The sequence below is a fragment of the Pasteurella testudinis DSM 23072 genome (assembly GCF_900176075.1).
Lineage (GTDB): Bacteria > Pseudomonadota > Gammaproteobacteria > Enterobacterales > Pasteurellaceae > Chelonobacter > Chelonobacter testudinis.
The window spans coordinates 31,620-53,881 of record NZ_FWWV01000013.1 but is presented as its reverse complement, the minus strand read 5'-3'; the positions used below and the strand labels follow the sequence as shown (position 1 = coordinate 53,881).

The window sequence follows — 22,262 nt, the reverse complement described above, 5'->3', positions numbered from 1 at the left end:
TTATGCGTCCTGTAAGCGCCGTTCAATGGCGTCCATTAACATGGCAGTGATCGAAACTTGCGGAAATGCCGCTTCGATTTCACGAATACAGGTCGGGCTGGTGACATTAATTTCGGTCAGTTTATCGCCAATTACGTCCAAACCGACAAAAATTAATCCCTTTTGCTTTAAATACGGCGCAACCGTTTTGGCAATCGCCCAATCGCTATCGGTCAACGGACGCGCTTCGCCGCTACCGCCGGCGGCCAGATTGCCGCGGGTTTCGCCTTTTGAGGGAATCCGTGCCAGACAGTAAGACACGGGTTCGCCGTCCACCACCAAAATACGTTTGTCACCGTTGACGATTTGCGGAATATAGCTTTGCGCCATGCAATAACGTTGCCCTAAATCGGTTAAGGTTTCGATAATCACCGACAGATTGGGATCGTCTTGTTTCACCCGAAAAATCGAACTGCCGCCCATGCCGTCCAGCGGTTTTAAAATAATATCGCCGTGCTGTTGGTGAAAGGTTTTGAGCCGTCGGGCATCACGGGTGACCAAGGTTTCCGGTGTTAAATCGGCAAACCAAGCAGTGTAGAGTTTTTCATTGCAATCGCGCAGGCTTTGCGGTTTATTCACAATTAAACAGCCTTGCTCTTCCGCCCGCTCCAAAATGTAGGTGGCGTAGATAAATTCGGTGTCGAACGGCGGATCTTTTCGCATTAAAATCACGTCCAATTCCGCCAGTTCCAGCGTTTCATCGCTTAAAAATTCAAACCAATCGTTATAGTCATACCGCACTTTCAGTTCGCGCACCCGCGCTTTGGCGACGCCTTTGTGCAAGAACAGATCATTCATTTCCATATAATACAGCTGGTAGCCGCGCGCTTGCGCCTGTTCCAACATGGCGAAACTGGAATCTTTTTTAATATTGATGGATTGAATCGGATCCATCACAATGCCGAGTTTAATCATACTGTTATTCCTTATCAGATTATAAATCGCCGAAGCAGACTTGCAGGGCGGTAATTGCCGCCAACGCCGCGGTTTCGGTGCGCAGTACACGTTTGCCCAATAAGACCGATTGAAACTGTTGCTGCTCGGTCATAGCAATTTCCTGTGCCGACAAACCGCCTTCCGAGCCGATCAGCAGGCGCACGCCTTGCGGCGGAATATTGCTCAATTGGCGAATGCCGATCGCCGCCCGCGGATGTAAATTCAGCTTCAGCATTGCTGTCTCCTCCGCACACCAGTCGCTCAGTTTCATTAACGGGCGGATCTGCGGAATGCGGTTGCGGCCGCTCTGTTCGCAGGCGGCAATCGCAATTTTTTGCCACTGCTGAATTTTTTTCTCCATGCGCTCGCTGTCTAGCTTCACGCCACAGCGTTCCGACCATAACGGCGTAATCACGTTCACGCCCAATTCCACCGATTTCTGAATGGTGAATTCCATTCTGTCGCCGCGTGAAATGACCTGCCCCAAATGCAGAATCAAATTGGATTCGCGATCGTCCTCAATCGCAGCATCTAACCGCACTTTGACCTGTTTTTTGCTGATTTCTTCAATGGTCGCCGGATAAACACAGTTGCTGCCATCAAACAGTTCAAGCTGCTGCCCGACGTTCATGCGCAACACGCGCGCAACGTGATTAACCGCGTCTTCGCTCAGTTCGCAAGCGGCGGCGTTGTTCAACGGTTGCGGGTGATAAATTCTTGGAATTCGCATAATAATCTTGTTTGCTTGGCTGATGTTATGTTGCGTTAATGATAACACCGATAAAAATAAAACACTAACCGCACTTTCGGCACGGATAGAACGGTGTGGTATAACTTAATCCGTTATCGTCTAAAAATCGAAAAGCGCACGGCTGTTCTGCCAGATTGTTTGTTCGATTTGCAGTGCACTTTCCTGTCGGAGTTCGGTCAGACTGTGCAAAATTTGATTGATTCGGATTGGCTGATTGGGCTGCCCTTGAAAGCCGAACGGCGGCATATCCGGACTGTCGGTTTCTAACACGAGGCAATCTAACGGTAACTGACGAATCGCTTGGCGGGTTTTGTTGGCTCTTTCGTAGGTGATCGTGCCGCCGACACCGATAAAATAGCCCAAATCGACAAAACGTTTGGCTTGCTGATAACTGCCGGCAAAGCCGTGCACCACGCCTTTTTTGCCCAACGAAATCCGTTTCAGAAAGGTATAAAGCTGATCGTGGCTGCGGCGCGAATGCAGGCTGACCGGCAGGTTAAAATCGCGTGCCAAATAGAGTTGGCTTTCCAAAAAATGGCACTGTTTTTGCCACATTTCAGCGGTAATCAGCTCGGCAACCGCTCTTTCCAAACCGATTTCCGCGACGGCTTTGCATAAGTGCGGTTTTTTGCTTAACCGCACTTTTAACTGCTGTAGATCCTGTTCCTGATGTTGGCGGATATACAGCGGGTGCAGCCCCAAGCCGTAGCAAAGTTGTGCAGGGGCTTGGGCGCAAAGTGCGGTCAGGCTGTCAAACTGTTCCGCCGCCACCGCCGCAATCAGAATTTTTTCCACCTTGCCGCTTTGCGCCACGGCAACGCCTTGCGCCACGCTTTGTTTCAGTTGTACCAGTAGATAATCAAAATGGGTATGGGTATCGAAAAAGGGCATGGCGGTTCTCTTGTTTAAATGGCGGTACAGTATAAATTTTAAGAATTCCTTCTCCCACAAGGGGAGAAGGACAGGTTTTAGCGTCGTTCAGACGCTAAAATCAGGATGAGGGCACGTTCACCCTCATCCGTCCTATCGGACACCTTCTTCCATCAAGGGAGAAGGGAATTGTGCCAATATTACGACAAAAGGGCGCATTAACATACGCCCTTATTTTAAATCCGACGATTTAAACTTAACTTACATCGCGTAATACATTTCAAATTCAGCCGGATGCGGCAACATTCTTAAACGCTGTACGTCTTTTGATTTCAGCTCGATATAGGCTTCGATGAAATCTTGACTGAATACGCCGCCGCGCGTCAGGAAGTCGTGGTCTTGCTGCAGCGCTTGCAACGCTTCTTCCAAGGAGCCGGCTACGTGCGGCACTTGTTTCAGCTCTTCTGGCGGTAAGTCATACAGGTTTTTATCCATCGCATCGCCCGGATTCAGTTTGTTGATGATACCGTCCAAGCCCGCCATCAAGATTGCGGAGAAAGCCAAATATGGGTTCGCACCCGGATCCGGGAAACGCACTTCGATACGGCGTGCTTTCGGACTGCTGACGGTCGGGATACGGATTGAAGCGGAACGGTTGCTCGCCGAATAAGCCAACAACACCGGCGCTTCATAACCCGGTACCAAGCGTTTGTAGGAGTTGGTGGTCGGGTTGGTGAAGGCATTCAACGTTTTGGCGTGTTTGATCACCCCGGCGATAAAGTGAAGTGCGGTTTCCGACAAGTTGGCATATTTGTCGCCGGAGAACAAGTTAACCCCGTCTTTGCCCAATGAAATATGGCAGTGCATACCGGAGCCGTTGTCGCCGAATAGTGGTTTCGGCATGAAGCAAGCTGTTTTGCCATGTTCATGGGCGACGTTGCGCACCACATATTTATAGATTTGGGTTTCGTCGGCTTTTAAGGCTAACGTATTGAAACGGCAGGCGATTTCATTTTGACCGGCGGTTGCCACTTCATGGTGGTGCGCTTCGATCACCAAACCGAACTCTTCCATTAACAAACACATTTCAGAACGGATATCCTGTGAAGAATCGACCGGAGGAACAGGGAAGTAGCCGCCTTTCACCGCCGGACGGTAGCCGGTGTTGCCGCCTTCGTATTCGGTGTTGCTGTTCCATGCCGCTTCAATGTCGTCAATCGCAAATGAGCTTGCCCCCATACCGACTTGGAAACGCACGTCATCAAACAGGAAGAATTCCGGCTCCGGCCCGACTAAAACCGTATCAGCAATGCCGGAGGCTTTCAGATATTCCTCGGCACGCAACGCAATAGAGCGCGGATCGCGGTCATAGCCTTGCATAGTGGTCGGTTCGTAAACATCGCAGCGAATACTCAGGGTCGGAATGGCAAAAAACGGATCGAGAATTGCGGTTTCGGCAATCGGCATTAGCACCATGTCGGATTTATTGATCGTTTTCCAGCCGGCGATGGAAGAGCCGTCAAACATTTTTCCATCTTCAAAGAAATCTTCATCTACCGCACTTTTAGGAATGGAAACATGCTGTTCGGTGCCTTTAATGTCGGTAAAACGTAAATCGACAAATTTGACATCATGCTCTTCAATGAGCTTAAATACGTTAGCGATAGCTGCTTGAGACATAACTAAATCCTCTATTGGTTAAAGTGATAAAATATAAAAATATTAGGGTTTGTTTAAAGCATGACTAAAATATAATCCATAAAAATAAAAAATCAATACATTTTTTCGATACTTTGTTAGATTTTCATTAAAACTGATGTTTTGTTAAATTTTCAATATTTAATAGCCGTTTTGTTTGAAAAACGTTATAATTCGCCACCTTCCAATGAATTTTATCTCAAAGCCACCGCATTGACGGTTTTTTGGAATCACTTTTCTTTTACTACAACGAAGATTTTCACATGAATAATGAATTAGATATCAGCAAATTGCGCAACATTGCGATCATTGCTCACGTTGACCACGGCAAAACCACGCTGGTCGATAAACTGCTACAACAATCCGGCACGCTGGAAAACGCGCGTGGCGACAGCGATGAACGCGTGATGGATTCCAATGATTTGGAAAAAGAGCGTGGCATTACCATTTTAGCCAAAAATACGGCGATTAACTGGAACGACTACCGCATTAATATCGTGGACACCCCAGGACACGCCGATTTCGGCGGCGAAGTGGAACGCGTATTATCAATGGTCGACTCGGTGTTGCTGCTGGTTGACGCCTTTGACGGCCCGATGCCGCAAACCCGTTTTGTGACGCAAAAAGCCTTTGCCCACGGTTTGAAACCGATTGTGGTGATCAACAAAGTCGATCGCCCGGGCGCGCGTCCGGATTGGGTGGTAGATCAGGTGTTCGATCTGTTCGTGAATTTAGGTGCAACCGACGAGCAGTTAGATTTCCCGATTATTTATGCTTCGGCTTTAAACGGCGTTGCCGGCGTGGAACATGAAGATCTTGCCGAAGATATGACGCCGCTGTTTGAAGCGGTGGTCAAATATGTTGAACCGCCGAAAGTGGAAAGCGACAAACCGTTCCAAATGCAGATCTCGCAATTGGATTACAACAACTACGTCGGCGTGATCGGCATCGGACGGATCAAGCGCGGTTCGGTTAAACCAAACCAACAAGTGACGATTATCGACAGCGAAGGCAAAACCCGTAACGGTAAAGTGGGACAAGTGCTGGGTCATTTGGGGTTGCAGCGTTATGAAGCGAACATTGCCAGCGCAGGCGATATTATTGCCATCACCGGTTTGGGCGAACTGAATATTTCCGATACCATTTGCGATGTCAACAGTGTGGAAGCGCTGCCGGCGTTAAGCGTGGACGAGCCGACCGTGACCATGTTTTTCTGCGTGAATACCTCGCCGTTCTGCGGTAAAGAGGGGAAATTCGTGACTTCGCGCCAAATTCTGGAGCGTTTGAACAAAGAATTGGTGCACAACGTGGCGTTGCGTGTGGAAGAGACCGAAGATCCGGACGCATTCCGCGTGTCCGGTCGCGGCGAACTGCACTTGTCGGTGTTAATCGAGAATATGCGCCGTGAAGGGTATGAATTGGCGGTTTCCCGCCCGAAAGTTATTTTCCGCGAGATTGACGGGCGTAAACAAGAGCCGTTCGAGCAAGTGACGATCGATATCGAAGAGCAACATCAAGGTTCGGTGATGGAAGCGCTGGGGATTCGCAAAGGCGAAGTGCGCGACATGGCGCCGGACGGCAAAGGCCGCACCCGTTTGGAATATATCATTCCAAGCCGCGGTTTAATCGGTTTCCGTAACGAATTTATGACGATGACTTCCGGTACCGGTTTGTTGTATTCCAGCTTCAGCCACTATGACGACATCAAAGCCGGCGAGATCGGACAACGGATCAACGGGGTATTAATTTCGAATGCGACCGGCAAAGCCTTGGCGTATGCGTTGTTCAGCTTGCAAGAGCGTGGCAAATTAATGATCGATCACGGTGCGGAAGTGTACGAAGGACAAGTGATCGGCATTCACAGCCGTGGCAACGACTTAACCGTTAACTGTTTGCAAGGTAAAAAGCTGACCAATATGCGTGCTTCCGGGAAGGACGATGCGGTGGTGCTCGTGCCGCCGGTGCGCTATACCTTAGAACAGGCGTTGGAATTTATTGATGACGACGAACTGGTTGAAGTGACGCCGGTTTCGGTGCGTATCCGTAAGAAATTACTGACCGAAGTCGATCGCAAACGCGCCAGCCGTACTACGACCAGCACCAGCACCAGCACCAGCACCCGTTAATCCGGATTCGGTTTAGGTTTACAAACCGCACTTTGAATCATCAAAGTGCGGTTTTTTGCTTTTTGAATACACAATCGCTACTTTGCTTTGCCAAACAGCGTTGTAAATAGTAAAACGCCTGATAACATCAGCTATCAGGCGTTTTTCAATTCAGTATTCTGCAAATTATTTTCTGGAAAGCGGCGGTACGAATGTAATACCCATATCCCAAGGTTGTTCGATCCAAGTGGCTTGCGGAATATCCACCACATATTCGTCCACCAATGAAGCGCCGGCAGGTTTGGCAAACACCGTGACCAAATGGGCGTTCGGATACATTTGACGCACGGCACGCGCGGTATTGCCGCTGTCCACTAAATCATCAACGATAATAAAGCCTTCGCCGTCACCGATTTGCGGGGCGTGTAATACTTTCAATTCGCCTTGCTGATCGTGATCGTAGCTGGCTATACACACCGTTTCCACATGGCGAATGCCTAATTCGCGCGCCAATACCGCACTTGGAAACAGACCGCCGCGACTAACGGCAATAATGCCTTTCCAACGGGAAGCCGGCATTAAACGTTCGGCCAGTTTGCGGGCATGCATATGGAACATATCCCAAGTTACAATGTATTTTTCGCTCATAATGAACCCTTAACAGAAGAAAAGAAAATAGCGGCGGTGATTCTTTGACCAGCCTGATTTTAAAATTGCGATAGGATAACCCGAAAAGCGATTTCATGCTATTATTAATCCTAATTTTCCGCTGTTTTTCACGCATTTTTTGCAGCGGCGGCAATGTCCGTCCGTGACGGATTCCTAAATTCACCTTTCTAAAATAGAGGACTGATTATGCAACAGATAACCCAGCTTCAACCGACACTTTTATGGCAATGGTTCCAACAAATTTGTGATATTCCGCACCCCTCTTATCAAGAAGAACAACTGGCCGAGCACATTGTGGCGTGGGCAAAACAGCAAAAATTGTGGGTGGAACGCGATCAGGTCGGCAATATTTTAATCCGCAAAGCGGCGACCGCCGGTATGCAAAACCGTAAAAAAGTGGCGTTGCAGGCGCATTTGGATATGGTGCCGCAAAAAAATGAAGGTACGGCGCATGATTTCAGCAGCGATCCGATTAAACCGTATATCGACGGCGAATGGGTGACCGCGGAAAACACCACCTTGGGCGCAGATAACGGCATTGGTCTGGCATCGGCGCTGGCGGTGTTGGAAAGTCAAGATTTGGCGCACCCCGACTTAGAAGTGCTGCTGACCATGACCGAAGAAAGCGGCATGGTCGGCGCTAACGGCTTGCAACCGAATTGGTTGCAAAGCGAAATGTTGATTAATACCGACACCGAAGAAAACGGCCAGATTTATATCGGCTGTGCCGGTGGGATTGACGGCGATTTACGCTTGGATCTGGATTCTGAAGCAAACCGCTTGCCGCAGGCGGCGAAACTGGTGCTCAAAGGTTTGAAAGGCGGTCACTCCGGCGCCGATATTCACACCGGCCGCGGCAATGCGATCAAATTGTTAGGACGGGTTTTGGCGCAATTGCAGGCGCATTTCGATTTCCAACTGGCGGATATCGGCGGCGGCTCGGTGCGCAATGCGATTCCGCGCGAAGCCTTTGCACTGTTGGCGTTTGACGGCGGCGACGAAACATTGCACACGGCGCAAAGTGTGGTCGCGGCGTTGCAACAAGAGCTACAAACCGAATTGGCGTTAAGCGAACCGACGCTGGAATTGAAACTGGAAAGCGCACAGCCGACGGCGCAAGTGATCAGCGAAGTCAGCACCGATCGCATTATTGATTTGCTCAACACCTTGCCGAACGGTGTGATCCGCAACAGCGATGTGGTGTCGGGCGTGGTGGAAACCTCGTTAAGCATCGGCGTATTGAAGCTCAACGACGGGCAATTGCAGGTGGTGATTTTGATCCGCTCTTTGATCGAAAGCGGCAAGCATTACGTTTGCTCGGTGCTGGATTCGTTGGTGAATCTGGCCGGTGCAGAGATTGAATTCAGTCACGACTATCCGGGCTGGGAGCCGAACCGGCATTCCGCCATGCTGCCGGTCACGCAGAAACATTACCGGCAGATTTTGGGGGAAGAACCGCTGATTCAGGTGATTCATGCCGGACTGGAATGCGGTTTAATCAAAAAACAGTATCCGGATGTGGACATGGTTTCAATCGGGCCGACTATCCGCGGTGCGCATTCGCCGGACGAAAAAGTGCATATTCCGGCGGTGCAAACCTACTGGAAATTGCTGACCGCACTTTTGGCGGATATTCCGTTAAAAGATTAAATAAGTGACGGGAAGTGCGGTGCAAACCGCACTTTTATGTTAGAGTGAACTTCTTTATTTATACCGACAATTCAAACAGAAAAATGCCATGAACCAAGACACCAATCACGCGCAAAATCCAAATGAGCCGTCCAATGCTACGCAAACGCAGGCGGAAACCACACATTTCGGTTTTAAAACCGTTGCCAAAAACGAAAAACAACAATTGGTCGCCAATGTGTTTCATTCGGTGGCGGATAAATACGATTTGATGAATGATTTGCTGTCATTCGGCGTACATCGGGTGTGGAAGCGGTTTACCATTGATTGCAGCGGCGTGCGCAAGGGGCAGAAAGTGTTGGATTTGGCGGGCGGAACCGGTGATTTCAGCGCCAAGTTTTCCCGTATTGTCGGCGAAAGCGGACAGGTGGTGTTGGCGGATATCAATGATTCGATGTTGCAGGTCGGGCGTGATAAATTGCGTAATCTGGGCGTGGTCGGCAACGTGGAATATGTGCAGGCGAACGCCGAAGCGCTGCCGTTTGCCGACAATACTTTCGATTGTATTATTATCAGCTTCGGGCTGCGCAACGTCACCGACAAAGATAAAGCGTTACGCTCGATGTATCGCGTGCTGAAACCGGGCGGGCGCTTATTGGTATTGGAATTTTCTAAACCGATTCTCGATCCGTTGAGCAAGTTATACAACTTCTATTCGTTCAATATTCTGCCGAAAGTCGGCGAAGTGGTGGTGAACGATAGCGAAAGCTACCGCTATTTGGCGGAATCGATCCGTATGCACCCGAATCAAGATACCTTGAAACAGATGATGAATGACGCCGGTTTTGAAAGCGTGGAATACTATAATCTCAGTGCCGGCATTGTGGCGCTGCACCGTGGCTATAAGTTTTAAGCTTGGAGAAAGCGCATGAAGCTACCGAATTGGGAACAATTGAAAGCGCAATTGTTGTTGCCGCAACTGGCTAACGGCGCGATCGAAACCGCACTTTCATACTTGTTGCAACGCACGGAAAATTACCAACCGCACTTGCGTAAATTGGCAGGCAAAGTGTTGGCGCTGCAATTACAACAACCCGAAATGATTTACTATTTTGTGTTTTCCGAATGCAATATTGATGTGTTGCAGCGTTATGACGGCGAGGCGGATTGTGAAGTGCAAACATCGGCGAAAACGTTGCTAAAATTGCCGAAAAAGTCAGAATTAACACAATATATTAATGATAAATCGATTGTGATCCACGGTGATCTGCAAGTGTTGCAGGATTTTCTCGGTTTGATGGATTTTTTGCAAAAAGATCCGGCGGAGTTGCTGTCGCCGTATGTAGGTGATGTGTTGGCGTATAACGGTACGCAATTCGTGCGGCAGGGCTGGGCGCTTTTCAAATCCAAACGGCAAACCGCACAACGGCATTGGCGCGAGCGCTTAAGCGAAGAGTGGCGGCTTGTAGCGCCTAAATCGGCGGTGTCGGATTTTCAGCAGCAGGTCGAGCAGTTACAGTTGCAATCCGAGCGGCTCGAACAAAAGGCGCAACGTTTACAACTGCGGCTTGAACAAACATTAGCCGAGCAAGAGGCACAGCGTGATTAAATCAACATTGCGTTTTTACCGTATCATTCAAGTGATTTTACAGTACGGCTTGGACGAAGCCTTGCCGAAGAATGCGTTTACTCGTCCGATTCGTTGCGGACGCCGATTGCTGTTTTGGTTGCGCAACCGACATCAAGAGAAAATGTTCGGTTTGCGGCTGCGTTTGGCGTTGCAGGAGTTGGGGCCGGTTTGGATTAAACTGGGACAAATGTTGTCCACCCGACGAGATCTTTTCCCGAATGCGATTGCCGACGAATTGGCACTGTTGCAGGATCAGGTCGAACCGTTTTCGGGCAAACTGGCGCGCCGACAAATTGAAACCGCACTTGGCGATAAATTGGAAAAGTGGTTCAGCGATTTTGATGAAACCGCGCTGGCTTCCGCCTCGATTGCGCAGGTGCATACCGCAAAATTCAATGCCGACGGTGAATTTGCCGGGCGGGATGTGGTGCTGAAAGTGATTCGTCCCAACATTGAAAAAGACATTAAAGCCGACATCAGTTTGATGTATCGCTTGGCGGGCTGGATTCCGCGCCTTTCCAGCGAAGGACGCCGTTTGCGGCCGGTGGAAGTGGTGCGCGAATATGAAAAAACGATTTTGGACGAATTGGATTTGCGGCGTGAAATGGCAAATGCAATTCAGCTGCGGCGCAATTTTGAAAACAGCCCGATGTTGTATATTCCGGAAATGTACAGCGAGTTTTGCTATAAAAATGTGATTGTGATGGAGCGGATTTACGGCATTCAGGTGTCTGATATCGCGGCGTTAGAAGCCAACGGTACCGACATGAAGTTGCTGGCAGAGCGCGGCGTGCAGGTATTTTTCACCCAAGTGTTCCGCGACAGCTTTTTTCATGCCGATATGCACCCCGGCAATATTTTCGTCAACCCGAATCACCCCGAAGATCCGCAATATATCGGCATTGATTGCGGGATTGTCGGCTCGTTGAATCGGGAGGATAAACGCTATCTGGCGGAGAATTTCTTGGCGTTTTTCAATCGTGATTACCAACGGGTGGCGCAGCTGCACGTCGATTCCGGTTGGGTGCCGGAAGATACCAACGTGCAGGAGTTCGAGCAGGCGATCCGCACGGTTTGCGATCCGATCTTTGCCAAACCGCTCAGTGAAATCTCTTTTGGACATGTGTTGTTGAATCTGTTTAATACCGCGCGCCGCTTCAATATGGAAGTGCAGCCGCAGCTGGTATTATTGCAAAAAACCTTGTTGTATATCGAAGGCTTGGGGCGGCAGATTTATCCGCAGTTGGATTTGTGGCAAACCGCCAAACCGTTTTTACAGGATTGGCTGAATGATCAGGTTGGCTTTAAATCGGTGTATCGCGGCATTAAAGAGCGGTTACCGTATTTCCGCGAGCATTTTGCCGAAATGCCGGAAGCGTTGTATCATGCCTTGCAGCAACAAAAAGAGATTGGCAAGCAAGTTGGCGAATTAAACCGCACTTTGCTTAAAAATCAACAGGCTAACCAGCGGAACCGATATTGTGCGGTTATCGGGAGTGTGATTTTTGTCACAACTCTGTTGCAGTTTGCGCATTTACCGCGCTTTTTTAGTATAGGTCTATTGGTAAGTGCGGTTATAATCTGGGGCTACGGGTTAATTAAAAATTAATTCAAGCGCAGGCTTATTGCGCATTGACCGAAGTGAAGCGATAGTTTAAAGTTCTACTACAGTTTTATTTATTATTTTGAATTTTTTCACCATATTAAGAGGTAATTTTATGGGTATCAGTGTTTGGCAATTGGCAATCATCGTATTAATCGTGGTTTTGTTATTCGGAACTAAGAAACTGAAAAGTTTAGGTTCCGATTTGGGCGAATCGGTGAAGGGCTTTAAAAAAGCGATTAAAGAAGACGATGTTAAAGATGCGGATTTTAAACAATCGTTAGAAAACAACGCCGATCAAACGGCAACCAAAGCGCAAACCAAAGACAAAGAGCAGGCATAACCCGTGTTTGATATTGGATTTTCCGAACTGGTTTTGATTTTTGTGGTGGGCTTGGTAGTGCTGGGCCCGCAGCGTTTGCCGGTGGCTATCAGGACGGTAGTCGGCTGGATTCGCACCATTCGCGGCATTGCCAACAATGTGCAAAATGAACTGAGCCAAGAGCTGAAACTGCATGAATTGCAGGAGAGTATTAAAAAAGCGGAAAAACTGAATTTGAGCGAACTTTCTCCCGAGTTGGCAAAAAATATTCAAGATTTGAAAGAATCGGCGCAAAAAATACAGCAAGATGTGCAACAACAGGAAAGCAAGCTGAACAAAGAGCTGAAAGACGGTGTGAAAAGCATCGAAGATACGCTGAGTGCAGATGAAAGGGCGGCATTAGCCGAAGACGGCGAACCGCACTTGCTGCCTGAAGACGCTGAAAATATGTTAGCGCTTGCCGATAAACCAGAAACGCCACAGCCTGAAAAACGTGCTGAACAAACCGCAAAATCCGACAAAGCGCCGGCTTAGTCTGATACCGTGAGGATCGTCGTATGTCGTCAGTTGAAGACACCCAACCGCTAATCAGCCATTTAATCGAATTGCGCAACCGCTTATTGAAAGCGATTGTCTGTATTCTGCTTATCTTTTGTGGGCTGGTGTTTTTTGCCAATGATATTTATCGTTTGGTTGCATTACCCCTAATCGAGCAGTTGCCGCAAGGTTCGACCATGATCTCGACCGGCGTAGCGGCTCCGTTCTTTACGCCGCTAAAATTAACCGGCGTGGTTGCCATTTTCTTGTCAGTGCCTTACCTGTTATATCAGGTTTGGGCTTTCGTTGCGCCGGCGTTGTACCAACACGAAAAGCGCCTGATTTATCCATTGCTGTTTTCCAGCACCCTGTTGTTTTATCTTGGGGTGGCGTTTGCCTATTATGTGGTATTCCCACTGGTCTTCGGCTTCCTGACCAAAACCGCCCCTGAGGGCGTGGCGATAGCTACCGATATCAGCAATTATCTGGATTTTGTGCTGACTATCTTCTTGGCATTCGGTATCTGTTTTGAAGTGCCGATCGCGATTATTTTGCTGTGCTGGAGCGGAGTAACCACCGCAGAAGATCTACGCAAAAAACGCCCGTATATTATCGTAGCTGCGTTTGTCATCGGCATGTTCTTAACGCCGCCGGACGTGTTCTCGCAAACCTTGCTGGCGATTCCGATGTGGCTGCTGTTTGAGGTCGGTTTATTGGTTTCCCGTTTCTACAAACCGCGAGATGCCGAAGAAAGTGCGGTCGGTTAACAGAATAATTAAAAAAGACGCCGCCGTGCGTCTTTATTACTTTTAAGCTAGCTTGTTTTAAGGACATTTTATGACTCAACAAATTTTCGCTCATTTCCCCGCTAACCGTATGCGCCGCCTGCGCCGCCATGATTTCAGCCGCCGTTTGGTCGCGGAAAATCGACTGACTGCCGACGATTTGATTTATCCGGTATTTATTATGCAAGGCGAAAATCAGCGCGAAGCCGTACCGTCGATGCCGGGTGTTGAGCGGCTAACCTTGGATCAACTGCTGATTGAAGCCGGTTTATTGGTGAAATACGGCGTACCGGTGATTGCCCTGTTTCCGATGATTGAACAAGATAAAAAATCCCTGTTGGCAGAAGAGGCCTATAACCCAAACGGCTTGGTGCAAAGTGCGGTCAAAGCCCTGAAAGCGGCTTATCCCGCACTGGGCGTGCTGACGGATGTGGCGCTCGATCCCTACACCACGCACGGACAAGACGGCATTATTGATGACAAAGGTTATGTGCTCAATGACACCACCACCGAGATTTTGGTCAAACAAGCCTTGTCACACGCTGCCGCCGGCGCGGATATTGTCGCCCCGAGCGATATGATGGACGGACGAATCGGCGCAATCCGCACCGCACTTGAACAAAACGGCTTTGTGAATACGCAAATTATGGCCTATTCCGCCAAATACGCCTCCAGTTTTTACGGTCCGTTCCGCGATGCCGTCGGTTCAAGTAGCAACCTCAAAGGCGGTAATAAGAAAACCTACCAACTCGATCCTGCCAACAGCAACGAAGGGCTACAAGAAGTGGCGTTAGATCTACAAGAGGGCGCGGATATGGTGATGGTAAAACCCGGAATGCCGTATCTGGATTTGGTTTACCGCGTCAAACAGCACTTCGGCGTCCCGACTTTCGCCTACCAAGTCTCCGGCGAATACGCCATGCTGCAAGCCGCAATCCAAAACGGCTGGCTCGCAGAAAAACCGGCAATTATGGAAGCCTTACTCTGCTTCAAACGCGCCGGCGCCGACGGCATTTTGACCTATTATGCCAAACAAGTGGCGCAGTGGTTGTATGAGCAAGGCGACAGTAATTAATTTTATCTGTTTTTCTTTATATTAATTCCGAGTAATATCCTCCTATATTATGATGATAATGGAGGATTTTTTATGTGTGCTTTTCTTGCTGCCCAACTAAAATCAGGCCGCCTGCCCACCTCAGAAAACATACATTCAGTTTCTTATCTGACCTGCTTGGCAAAAACTCGACGATTAGTGAATGGTAACTATGTTGCGGGTAGGACGATATTGGAGCATTGCATTATTGTTGGTGAAATTGCAAAGCGATTATTGGCACAAATACCTTCTTCCATTCGGGCAACCTTATTTCCTGCGGGTACCGAATTACTGGCAGCAAGTCATGATATTGGTAAGGTATCATTACGTTTTCAAAATAAATTACGTAAAGTCTTTGATCCGACATTAGATGTCAATACGGACGAATCTAATTGGGATTACCATGGCGGTGTTACTTTTCTTACTCTCTTACCGTTAATCGGGGAAAAATCCGCAAGAGCGGCAGGACAACATCATGGTAGTTATCCTAGTAAAGCTAAAAATAATATTACGGATCCTGAAAATACAGAAATGCTAGGTGGTAAAGCATATCATCAGCAGCGTTTACAATTAATTGAAGCATTAAAACAGCATTTTCAATGTGATTTTCCTGAATTGCAAAATGAGCAGCAAGTGTTAGCTGTATCCGGACTTATTACTGTGGCCGATTGGATTGGCTCAGGGATACTATTTGAAGATCCGGAGCAACCATGGCAGTCATATATTGAAAAAGCAGTAATCGAAGCGGGATATATCCCTTTACGGTTTAATAGCGGATTGATCTTTCAAGATGTTTTCGGTTTTCCACCGCACCAGATACAACAACAGTTGATGGATGTTGTGAAAAAAAATGGTTGTTATGTATTGGAAGCGCCTATGGGGTTAGGAAAAACTGAAGCTGCGTTATATGCAGCTTATAATTTGTTGCAGCGTGGAGAAGCTAACGGCTTCTATTTCGCTTTACCTACCCAATTGACCTCTAACAAGATTTATCAACGTGTAAACCAATTTTTAGAGAAAATTATACCATTACAAAGTTTTCATCAAGAGGCTTTATTAGTGCATGGTAGTGCGTGGTTACAGCAATTTGAAATGGGAGAAGACGGCTCGGTTGCAGGCTCTTGGTTTAATCAAAAGAAAAGAGCGGTTTTAGCCCCGTTTGGAGTCGGGACTATCGACCAGGTTTTATTGTCCGTAATGCGGGTAAAGCATGGATTTGTCCGTGCGTTCGGCTTGGTCGGAAAGGTGGTGATATTAGATGAAATTCATTCTTACGATGTCTATACCGGTATGCTGGTACAGCGTTTGATAGAAGAGCTAAGAAAATTGGGATGTAGTGTATTAATTTTAAGTGCTACTTTAACTCGTCATCGTCGCCACGAATTGTTGGGACTACCGTTAAACGGACAATCGTCGATATCTGAAAAAATAGAACCTTATCCAATGATTACGGCAGTGAATGGAGAACAAATTACCACATTAACCTCGGAGAAGCCGGAGGGGCAATGTATTCGGATCAGCCGTGTAGTAGATACTAAGGCAATAGAGGAGGCATTATTGCGGGCTGAACAAGGACAACAGGTGTTATGGATTGAAAATAGCGTTGCGGAAGCACAAAATATTTATCGAATGTTAGCAGCTCGTAGTGCTGGATTAGGAATAAAGTGCGGTTTATTACATTCCCGTTTTACGGCATTAGACAGAAATCGGCATGAGCAGCAATGGATAGATTTATTTGGTAAATCAGGATGGCAAGGGCTGGAAGAGCCTGTACGTTTACAGCAAGGACGTATTTTAGTCGGAACCCAAGTGTTGGAGCAATCGATAGATATTGATGCGGATTTTTTAATTTCAAGATTTGCACCAACAGATATGTTATTACAACGGCTGGGGCGTTTATGGCGTCATAAAGCCACACCTAGAGTGCAAAGTGCTAACGCAGAGGCTTGGTTGTTAGTGCCGGAGCTTGGTAGTGCAGTTGATAATCCGATTAATGCATTTGGTGTTTCTGCATTTGTTTATGCACCTTATATACTTTGCCGAAGTTTAGCTGTTTGGCAGCATAAAAACCAATTAGTTTTACCTGATGATATCCGAGAACTTTTAGAGGCAACTTATCTTGAACAGCCTGAGCATGGTCAGATGGCACAGTGGAAAGACGAATTGGAAGAGGGGTGTAGAGCTTATGGGAGGCCACATACATATGGTAGAAAACAGTTGCGTAAATTGGCATTAGCTGCGCAGATGAATATTGGAATAACAGAAAATGATGATAGGGTTCAAACACGTTTTAGTGAGCAGGATAACATAGAGATTTTATTACTCAGTAAAATCCAACTATTAGCAGAATCCAAAGCAACAGAATTAACTTTCCTTGATGGTTCTGTTGTTATATTACCTTTAAACGGACGCTCATTACACCCCAAGCAGCAAAAGCAGTATGCAGCACAGTTAATCCGACAAATAGTCAGTATTAATATTGTTAATGCACCTAAAGCTCAATTGATTGGCAATTTGAAATTTTTGCGAGATTATTGTTATTTAGGGCATTTTAATAATAAGGAATCGGAAGCGGCTCTTCTCGTTGCGATTGTAGCGGACGATGGATGCCTGCGAGGAAGCAATATGTTTCCCTTAGAACTAAGAAAACCGCTTTATTACCAACCGCACTTAGGTTTGATAATAGGGAATGACTAATAATGGGTTTAATAAGTAGGAAAGCTGAAGAGAAAAAGGATTAGTATAATAATAATTATGAGTATAGTACGCTTTTTTATAACTGTATAAGAATTAATTTAATTTCCTGTTTAGTTATTTCGTAGCAAGAGGTGGTTTCTATGTCTTATAGCATAGATAAAGCTTCTTCATTCACATGAAAGTTAATTATAAATAATTTAGCATAGTAGACAAAACAGTTGGTTATATTTAATTTAATGTCAGTTTTTCATGTGTTTATAAAAGTATTTTTAAGAAAATATAACTGGTGGAAGTGAGTAGGAAGAATCTTTTATCAAAGAATTGATATTTGTGATCTTAGTAACGTTAACGATATGATATATAGTGTAATATTGTCATCGTAATATTATATTTAAAACGTACGGGAGGCTATATGGTAAATACGATTGAAGATCACGCTCTTCATCGACAATCTAGATTTAATCTTATTGATTCTCCTTGGATTCCGGTTGTTAATCGTGGACTCGTCAGTTTACAACAAATTTTTAGCGATCCAACGCTACCCACCTTAGGTGGCAATGCCATTCAGCAAATCGCATTGATCAAATTTTTTCTAGCAATAGCGCAATCGGCATATACACCGCAAAACGACCAAGATTGGACTGATTATTGTCTGGATGAATTGGGGCAAAACTGTCTTAAATATTTAGCGCATTGGCGGGAACATTTTTATCTTTATGGTGAGAAACCGTTTTTACAAGTACCAGCGATTCGATGTGCCGCGCTTCAGGATTTTGGTGCTGTGCAGCCTGAAATATCAACGGGGAATACCACAATCCTGACTCAAATCCAACAGCAAAAACCATTATCTGATGCGGATAAAGCTTTGTTATTACTTGTATTAATGGGGTTTGCGTTAGGTGGAAAGAAAACGGACAATACCGTAGTATTAACGCCTGATTATCGAGGGAAAACGAAGGATAATGGCAAGGGAACAACTGGGAAAACGGGCTCTTCTCTCGGGTTTATGGGAATGCTGCACAGTTATTATGTCGGCTCGTCAATTTTAGAAACTATTTACCTCAATTTATTGACTCATGAAGATATTCAACACCTCAAAATTTTTAATGAAGGGGTGGGTGTTGCCCCATGGGAACATATGCCGGCAGGGGAAGATGATGACATTGCAAGAAAACTAAAAGATTCCTTGATGGGGCGTTTGATACCGTTAGGCCGTTTTTGTTTATTGACTGAGAATGGACTGCACTATAGTGAAGGGATTCAGCATTATAGTCATAAAGTAGAAAAAATAGCGGATCCAACGGTTGCGCTTAACCTTAGTGGAAAAGATGGAAAGGTATTATGGGTGAATCCGGAAAAGAGACCCTGGAGGGAGTTAACTGCACTTTTGAGCTTCATAGAGCAAACAACATTTAATTGTATACAGTTAAGTTTGCCTGCTCGTCGGGTAAAAACTAAATGTTCAATGTTTGGGATTTGGTCGGGTGGCTTGCGTGTTAGTAGTAATGCCGGAGAGCAATATGTTTCAGGTCTGGATGATTTTGTTGTATCAACCACCTTCTTGTATAAGGAATGCTTCCAACAAACGTGGTTTGAGCAGTGGCAAAAAGCGATGGGGCAATTAGATAGATATGCAAGTACTGTGTATAAATGTGTTAACCAATTTTATTCTGAACAGAAATTAGATGGTGCAGGGCAAGCTGGAATGGCAACGAATCAGTTTTGGCAACTCTGCGAACTGCAAGTGCAAAACTTGATTCTTGCCTGTCAACAGGTGACTGATGACCAAACATGTAATATGGAACCGTTAAATCAGTTGTACCGCACTTTCGTCAATTATGCTTATCAGATTTATGATCAAAATACGATGACTCAAACGAGTAGACAGATGGAAATTTGGGCAAAATATCGCCCGCATTTTACCAAAATTTCATCAGAAGGGGGATAAAAAATGACATTACGACCATCAGAAAAAATGCAAGATTTTGTTGACTATATTATAACGCAGTGTCAGAACGATAAAGGATTTGCAGCAAAAATAAAGCGTGCAGATAATCCAAATACAGAGTACTACAGTTGGGATATTTTAGTCAGATTTATCGATTTAACAAAAGATTATGAGCGTTTGCCATATGCCTATATTGCAGCGGCGATTGCAGATGGGAAGGTTCTTAAAAATGGTGATTTAGGTATTGGGCGAGTATTATCAAAATGTTATGACACGGCAAATACAGTAGGCAACCAGGAGGAACCGGCTAAAATTAAATTACGGCGTTTGCTTGCGTGTCAGAATACTACTGAAATTTGCGCGGCATTACGCCCTATATTCAGTTTAATCAGGGCAAAGGGGTTTGCAGCAAACTTAGATTATGTACGATTGTTAGCTAATTTATGCTGGTTTAATGAACAAACCAAACGAGATTGGGCGATGGATTTTTATCGTAACCAGGAGTCAATATATGAATAATTCTTTGTATGCCAGCGTATTAAAATTAGGCCGTCAAGACATTAAACAATTTTCTATTAAAGATCAATATGGCTTGCATAAAGTTATTTATTCTTTATTTGATAAAGATGAATTGGCGGAAAAGCGCCGTTTCTTATTTTGTGAAAAAGGCAGTGCATTTGACCTGTACAAAAAGGAGTATGTTAAGCAGGTTATTTTACTGTCACAACAGCCACCCAAATCAGTAATTGGGAATTATCAGGTAAATATTCAAACGAAATCTATCCCGGAGACATTCTTAAATCACAGGAATTATCGGTTTGAGATCCGTATGAATGTCGCTAAACGTATTAATCGAAGTAAAAAAATTATTCCTCTAAAAAATAAAGAAGAAATACTACTTTGGTTTTTACAAAAGAATGCAGATTGGGGATTTCAAGCTGATCCAAGAATGCTACAAATTAACGCTCATAATGTCATGTGTTTTAGTAAAAATGAGAAAACAGTGACATTAAATGCGGTGACATTCCAAGGGGTTTTACAGGTTCAAAATCACCAGCTTTTTTCCAATAGTTTTATATATGGTATTGGCCGGGGCCGTAGTTTTGGTCTGGGATTATTACAGCTGGTACCACTTAGTGATAATTTATTTTCTATTTGATTTTAGGAGCATAACATGACGAATCCATTGAAGAATATCCGTATCGAATTTCATATTTTACAATCTTTCCCGGTTACTTGTTTAAATCGTGATGATGTTGGCGCACCTAAATCTGCTTTGATTGGTGGTGTGATGAGAGCAAGAGTCAGTTCACAATGTTGGAAGCGTCAAGTGCGATTAATGTTGGCTGATATGGGAATCAAGTTAGCCGTACGGACGAAAAAAATTGCGGAATGGATTTCACAGATTTGCTTGGCTCAGGGCGCTAACGCCGAGCAAGCAGAAAAATGTAGTAAAAAAGTCGCCTCTTTTTTGAGTAAGGATACCTTGCATTTTATGACAGAAAAAGAGGCGGAGGCTTTTGCTGCTTATTGTCAACAATTAGAATTTGATGATGAAAAACTAAAGGATAAAGATATTTATAAGATTGCTAAAAAGGTATTTAACCCTGCCTTAGATGGTTTAGATATTGCATTATTTGGCAGAATGGTCGCTCAAGCTGCAGAGTTAAATGTCGAAGCGTCAGTTTCTTTTGCGCATGCTATCTCGACACATAAAGTTAATTCGGAAATTGATTTTTTTACTGCGCTTGATGACCGATTGGGTGAAGAGGAAACAGGCTCGGCACATATGGGAGCACTAGAATTTAATTCTGCGACCTATTACCGTTATATCAGCCTGGATTTAGGGCAGTTGAATCAAACTTTACAAGGGCAGGATTTGGATAAAGCAGTCGAAGCCTTTACAAAAGCCTTGTATTTAGCCGTTCCATCAGCCCGTCAAACCACACAAACTGGAGCTTGTGGGTGGGAATATGCAAAAATTTTAGTGAGAAAAGGGCAAGGTTTACAGGCATCATTTGAAAGTGCGGTTAAAGCAGAAAAGCAAGAGGGTTATTTAAAACCGAGTATCTGGGCATTAAAAGAATATATTGCTCATAAAGAAAAGTTGTCGGCATCGCTATTTGGTAAACTTGCTGAATACGATTTTGGTGAAGATGAGAATTTTAACATTGATCAATTAACGGCAGAATTAGTTAAACATGTTGAGGTAACGAATGAATAACCCTTATATTTTGTTATGGCTGGAAGGTCCATTGCAATCTTGGGGATTTGATTCAAAATTTGGTCGACGTGAAACACTATCGTTTCCGACAAAATCAGGTGTTTTGGGACTGCTTTGTTGTGCTTTAGGTTATGGCGGTGAGCAACGAGAATTTTTGTCCCTATTTTCTGAATTGGATCTTCAAGTGGCGGCGTATCCTCAAAAAAATGGGAAGGGTTGTCAGCTCACACCGACACAGCTAAGAGATTTCCATATGGTGGGAAGTGGCTTTGATGATTCAGATCCTTGGCAAAAAATGTTGATTCCCAAGACTAGCGAAGGAAAACCTGCTGTTGGTGGTGGTGCAAAGTTGACTTACCGTTATTATTTGCAGGATATGGCGTTCGCAGTAGCGCTTGAAGTGCCGATAAAACAATTAGATGTTATTATTTATGCTTTACAAAACCCAGTATGGAATCTTTATTTGGGACGTAAATGTTGTGTACCAAGTGAATTTATTTATCAAGGTACTTTCTCTGATGCAATGCAAGCATTCTCTGCCGTAGAAACTATTTTAATTAAAAATAAAAAATCAAGATATCTTAGTTTTCGTGTGATTCAGGGGAGTTATTCTGACTTAGGTGATACTTTCACATTGAATGATGTTCCACTTTGTTTTGGTGAAAATAAACAATATCAAGATCGATTTGTAACAGTAATTTCGGAAATTTACGCATAAGGCTTCAT

At 45.4% G+C, this 22,262-nt stretch carries 19 protein-coding genes and 1 pseudogene; 15 read left to right on the top strand and 5 right to left on the bottom strand.

All coding sequences use genetic code 11. The annotated features are described in order from the left end of the window. The 4 genes from gshB to glnA all read right to left on the bottom strand — a co-directional run bounded on the left by gshB (position 1) and on the right by glnA (position 4,276). Positions 1-954 carry a glutathione synthase gene (gene gshB / locus B8880_RS06325; RefSeq protein ID WP_084256779.1) on the bottom strand — a complete coding sequence of 318 codons (954 nt, stop codon included), beginning with the start codon at positions 952-954 and terminating at the stop codon, positions 1-3. 19 nt (positions 955-973) lie between these two features. Continuing rightward, entirely contained in the window at positions 974-1,705 is a 732-nt protein-coding gene (gene rsmE / locus B8880_RS06320; RefSeq protein WP_084256778.1) for a 16S rRNA (uracil(1498)-N(3))-methyltransferase, read from the bottom strand. A 120-nt stretch (positions 1,706-1,825) separates the two neighbouring features. Further along, complete coding sequence (locus B8880_RS06315; RefSeq protein ID WP_084256777.1) at positions 1,826-2,617, bottom strand: TatD family hydrolase; 792 nt, start codon at positions 2,615-2,617, stop codon at positions 1,826-1,828. A gap of 240 nt (positions 2,618-2,857) precedes the next feature. Further along, positions 2,858-4,276, bottom strand: a complete 1,419-nt coding sequence (gene glnA, locus B8880_RS06310; protein WP_084256776.1) for a glutamate--ammonia ligase — start codon at positions 4,274-4,276, stop codon at positions 2,858-2,860. A 281-nt stretch (positions 4,277-4,557) separates the two neighbouring features. On the opposite strand from glnA, the gene typA reads away from it, so the two are divergent. Continuing rightward, positions 4,558-6,420, top strand: a complete 1,863-nt coding sequence (gene typA / locus B8880_RS06305; RefSeq protein ID WP_084256775.1) for a translational GTPase TypA — start codon at positions 4,558-4,560, stop codon at positions 6,418-6,420. Positions 6,421-6,585: 165 nt separating this feature from the next. On the opposite strand, the gene gpt is transcribed toward typA, so the two are convergent. Beyond that, the gene (gene gpt / locus B8880_RS06300) at positions 6,586-7,047 is read right to left on the bottom strand and encodes a xanthine phosphoribosyltransferase (protein ID WP_084256774.1); all 462 of its coding nucleotides are present in this window, start codon (positions 7,045-7,047) and stop codon (positions 6,586-6,588) included. 207 nt (positions 7,048-7,254) lie between these two features. On the opposite strand from gpt, the gene B8880_RS06295 reads away from it, so the two are divergent. The 14 genes and pseudogenes from B8880_RS06295 (at position 7,255) to cas5e (ending at position 22,254) form a co-directional block, all read left to right on the top strand. Next, positions 7,255-8,718: an aminoacyl-histidine dipeptidase gene (locus B8880_RS06295; RefSeq protein ID WP_084256773.1), complete on the top strand. Its 1,464-nt coding sequence runs from the start codon at positions 7,255-7,257 to the stop codon at positions 8,716-8,718. An 88-nt stretch (positions 8,719-8,806) separates the two neighbouring features. Further along, positions 8,807-9,610 (top strand): bifunctional demethylmenaquinone methyltransferase/2-methoxy-6-polyprenyl-1,4-benzoquinol methylase UbiE, encoded by an 804-nt coding sequence (ubiE, locus tag B8880_RS06290; protein WP_084256772.1) that lies wholly within the window; start codon positions 8,807-8,809, stop codon positions 9,608-9,610. A 15-nt stretch (positions 9,611-9,625) separates the two neighbouring features. Beyond that, positions 9,626-10,306 carry a ubiquinone biosynthesis accessory factor UbiJ gene (locus B8880_RS06285; protein ID WP_084256771.1) on the top strand — a complete coding sequence of 227 codons (681 nt, stop codon included), beginning with the start codon at positions 9,626-9,628 and terminating at the stop codon, positions 10,304-10,306. Beyond that, a complete protein-coding gene (gene ubiB, locus B8880_RS06280) occupies positions 10,302-11,936 on the top strand; it encodes a ubiquinone biosynthesis regulatory protein kinase UbiB (protein WP_084256935.1) in 1,635 nt (544 codons plus the stop codon). Before B8880_RS06285 ends, ubiB begins: the two co-directional genes overlap by 5 nt. 109 nt (positions 11,937-12,045) lie before the next feature. After that, on the top strand, positions 12,046-12,273 hold the full coding sequence (tatA, locus tag B8880_RS06275; RefSeq protein ID WP_084256770.1) for a twin-arginine translocase TatA/TatE family subunit: 228 nt from the start codon (positions 12,046-12,048) through the stop codon (positions 12,271-12,273). 3 nt (positions 12,274-12,276) lie between these two features. Then, positions 12,277-12,678: pseudogene (tatB, locus tag B8880_RS06270) on the top strand (Sec-independent protein translocase protein TatB); the annotation flags it as partial. 131 nt (positions 12,679-12,809) lie between these two features. Next, positions 12,810-13,556, top strand: a complete 747-nt coding sequence (tatC, locus tag B8880_RS06265; RefSeq protein ID WP_084256768.1) for a twin-arginine translocase subunit TatC — start codon at positions 12,810-12,812, stop codon at positions 13,554-13,556. A 70-nt stretch (positions 13,557-13,626) separates the two neighbouring features. After that, a complete protein-coding gene (gene hemB / locus B8880_RS06260) occupies positions 13,627-14,649 on the top strand; it encodes a porphobilinogen synthase (RefSeq protein WP_084256767.1) in 1,023 nt (340 codons plus the stop codon). A gap of 72 nt (positions 14,650-14,721) precedes the next feature. After that, entirely contained in the window at positions 14,722-17,364 is a 2,643-nt protein-coding gene (cas3, locus tag B8880_RS06255; RefSeq protein ID WP_084256766.1) for a CRISPR-associated helicase Cas3', read from the top strand. A 412-nt stretch (positions 17,365-17,776) separates the two neighbouring features. Continuing rightward, on the top strand, positions 17,777-19,312 hold the full coding sequence (gene casA / locus B8880_RS06250) for a type I-E CRISPR-associated protein Cse1/CasA (RefSeq protein ID WP_084256765.1): 1,536 nt from the start codon (positions 17,777-17,779) through the stop codon (positions 19,310-19,312). A gap of 3 nt (positions 19,313-19,315) precedes the next feature. Beyond that, entirely contained in the window at positions 19,316-19,831 is a 516-nt protein-coding gene (casB, locus tag B8880_RS06245; protein ID WP_084256764.1) for a type I-E CRISPR-associated protein Cse2/CasB, read from the top strand. Next, the gene (gene cas6e / locus B8880_RS06240) at positions 19,824-20,471 is read left to right on the top strand and encodes a type I-E CRISPR-associated protein Cas6/Cse3/CasE (RefSeq protein WP_159460728.1); all 648 of its coding nucleotides are present in this window, start codon (positions 19,824-19,826) and stop codon (positions 20,469-20,471) included. The genes casB and cas6e overlap by 8 nt, the downstream gene beginning before the upstream one ends. 15 nt (positions 20,472-20,486) lie before the next feature. Next, complete coding sequence (gene cas7e / locus B8880_RS06235; protein WP_084256762.1) at positions 20,487-21,536, top strand: type I-E CRISPR-associated protein Cas7/Cse4/CasC; 1,050 nt, start codon at positions 20,487-20,489, stop codon at positions 21,534-21,536. Beyond that, positions 21,529-22,254 carry a type I-E CRISPR-associated protein Cas5/CasD gene (cas5e, locus tag B8880_RS06230; RefSeq protein WP_084256761.1) on the top strand — a complete coding sequence of 242 codons (726 nt, stop codon included), beginning with the start codon at positions 21,529-21,531 and terminating at the stop codon, positions 22,252-22,254. The genes cas7e and cas5e overlap by 8 nt, the downstream gene beginning before the upstream one ends. Positions 22,255-22,262 lie beyond the last annotated feature (8 nt).

What these genes read in the sequence shown, in the direction of transcription:
- gshB (WP_084256779.1), bottom strand. Translation starts at nt 954, where the DNA reads ATGATTAAACTCGGCATTGTGATGGATCCGATTCAATCCATCAATATT.
- rsmE (WP_084256778.1), bottom strand. Translation starts at nt 1,705, where the DNA reads ATGCGAATTCCAAGAATTTATCACCCGCAACCGTTGAACAACGCCGCC.
- B8880_RS06315 (WP_084256777.1), bottom strand. Translation starts at nt 2,617, where the DNA reads ATGCCCTTTTTCGATACCCATACCCATTTTGATTATCTACTGGTACAA.
- glnA (WP_084256776.1), bottom strand. Translation starts at nt 4,276, where the DNA reads ATGTCTCAAGCAGCTATCGCTAACGTATTTAAGCTCATTGAAGAGCAT.
- typA (WP_084256775.1), top strand. Translation starts at nt 4,558, where the DNA reads ATGAATAATGAATTAGATATCAGCAAATTGCGCAACATTGCGATCATT.
- gpt (WP_084256774.1), bottom strand. Translation starts at nt 7,047, where the DNA reads ATGAGCGAAAAATACATTGTAACTTGGGATATGTTCCATATGCATGCC.
- B8880_RS06295 (WP_084256773.1), top strand. Translation starts at nt 7,255, where the DNA reads ATGCAACAGATAACCCAGCTTCAACCGACACTTTTATGGCAATGGTTC.
- ubiE (WP_084256772.1), top strand. Translation starts at nt 8,807, where the DNA reads ATGAACCAAGACACCAATCACGCGCAAAATCCAAATGAGCCGTCCAAT.
- B8880_RS06285 (WP_084256771.1), top strand. Translation starts at nt 9,626, where the DNA reads ATGAAGCTACCGAATTGGGAACAATTGAAAGCGCAATTGTTGTTGCCG.
- tatA (WP_084256770.1), top strand. Translation starts at nt 12,046, where the DNA reads ATGGGTATCAGTGTTTGGCAATTGGCAATCATCGTATTAATCGTGGTT.
- tatC (WP_084256768.1), top strand. Translation starts at nt 12,810, where the DNA reads ATGTCGTCAGTTGAAGACACCCAACCGCTAATCAGCCATTTAATCGAA.
- hemB (WP_084256767.1), top strand. Translation starts at nt 13,627, where the DNA reads ATGACTCAACAAATTTTCGCTCATTTCCCCGCTAACCGTATGCGCCGC.
- cas3 (WP_084256766.1), top strand. Translation starts at nt 14,722, where the DNA reads ATGTGTGCTTTTCTTGCTGCCCAACTAAAATCAGGCCGCCTGCCCACC.
- casA (WP_084256765.1), top strand. Translation starts at nt 17,777, where the DNA reads ATGGTAAATACGATTGAAGATCACGCTCTTCATCGACAATCTAGATTT.
- casB (WP_084256764.1), top strand. Translation starts at nt 19,316, where the DNA reads ATGACATTACGACCATCAGAAAAAATGCAAGATTTTGTTGACTATATT.
- cas6e (WP_159460728.1), top strand. Translation starts at nt 19,824, where the DNA reads ATGAATAATTCTTTGTATGCCAGCGTATTAAAATTAGGCCGTCAAGAC.
- cas7e (WP_084256762.1), top strand. Translation starts at nt 20,487, where the DNA reads ATGACGAATCCATTGAAGAATATCCGTATCGAATTTCATATTTTACAA.
- cas5e (WP_084256761.1), top strand. Translation starts at nt 21,529, where the DNA reads ATGAATAACCCTTATATTTTGTTATGGCTGGAAGGTCCATTGCAATCT.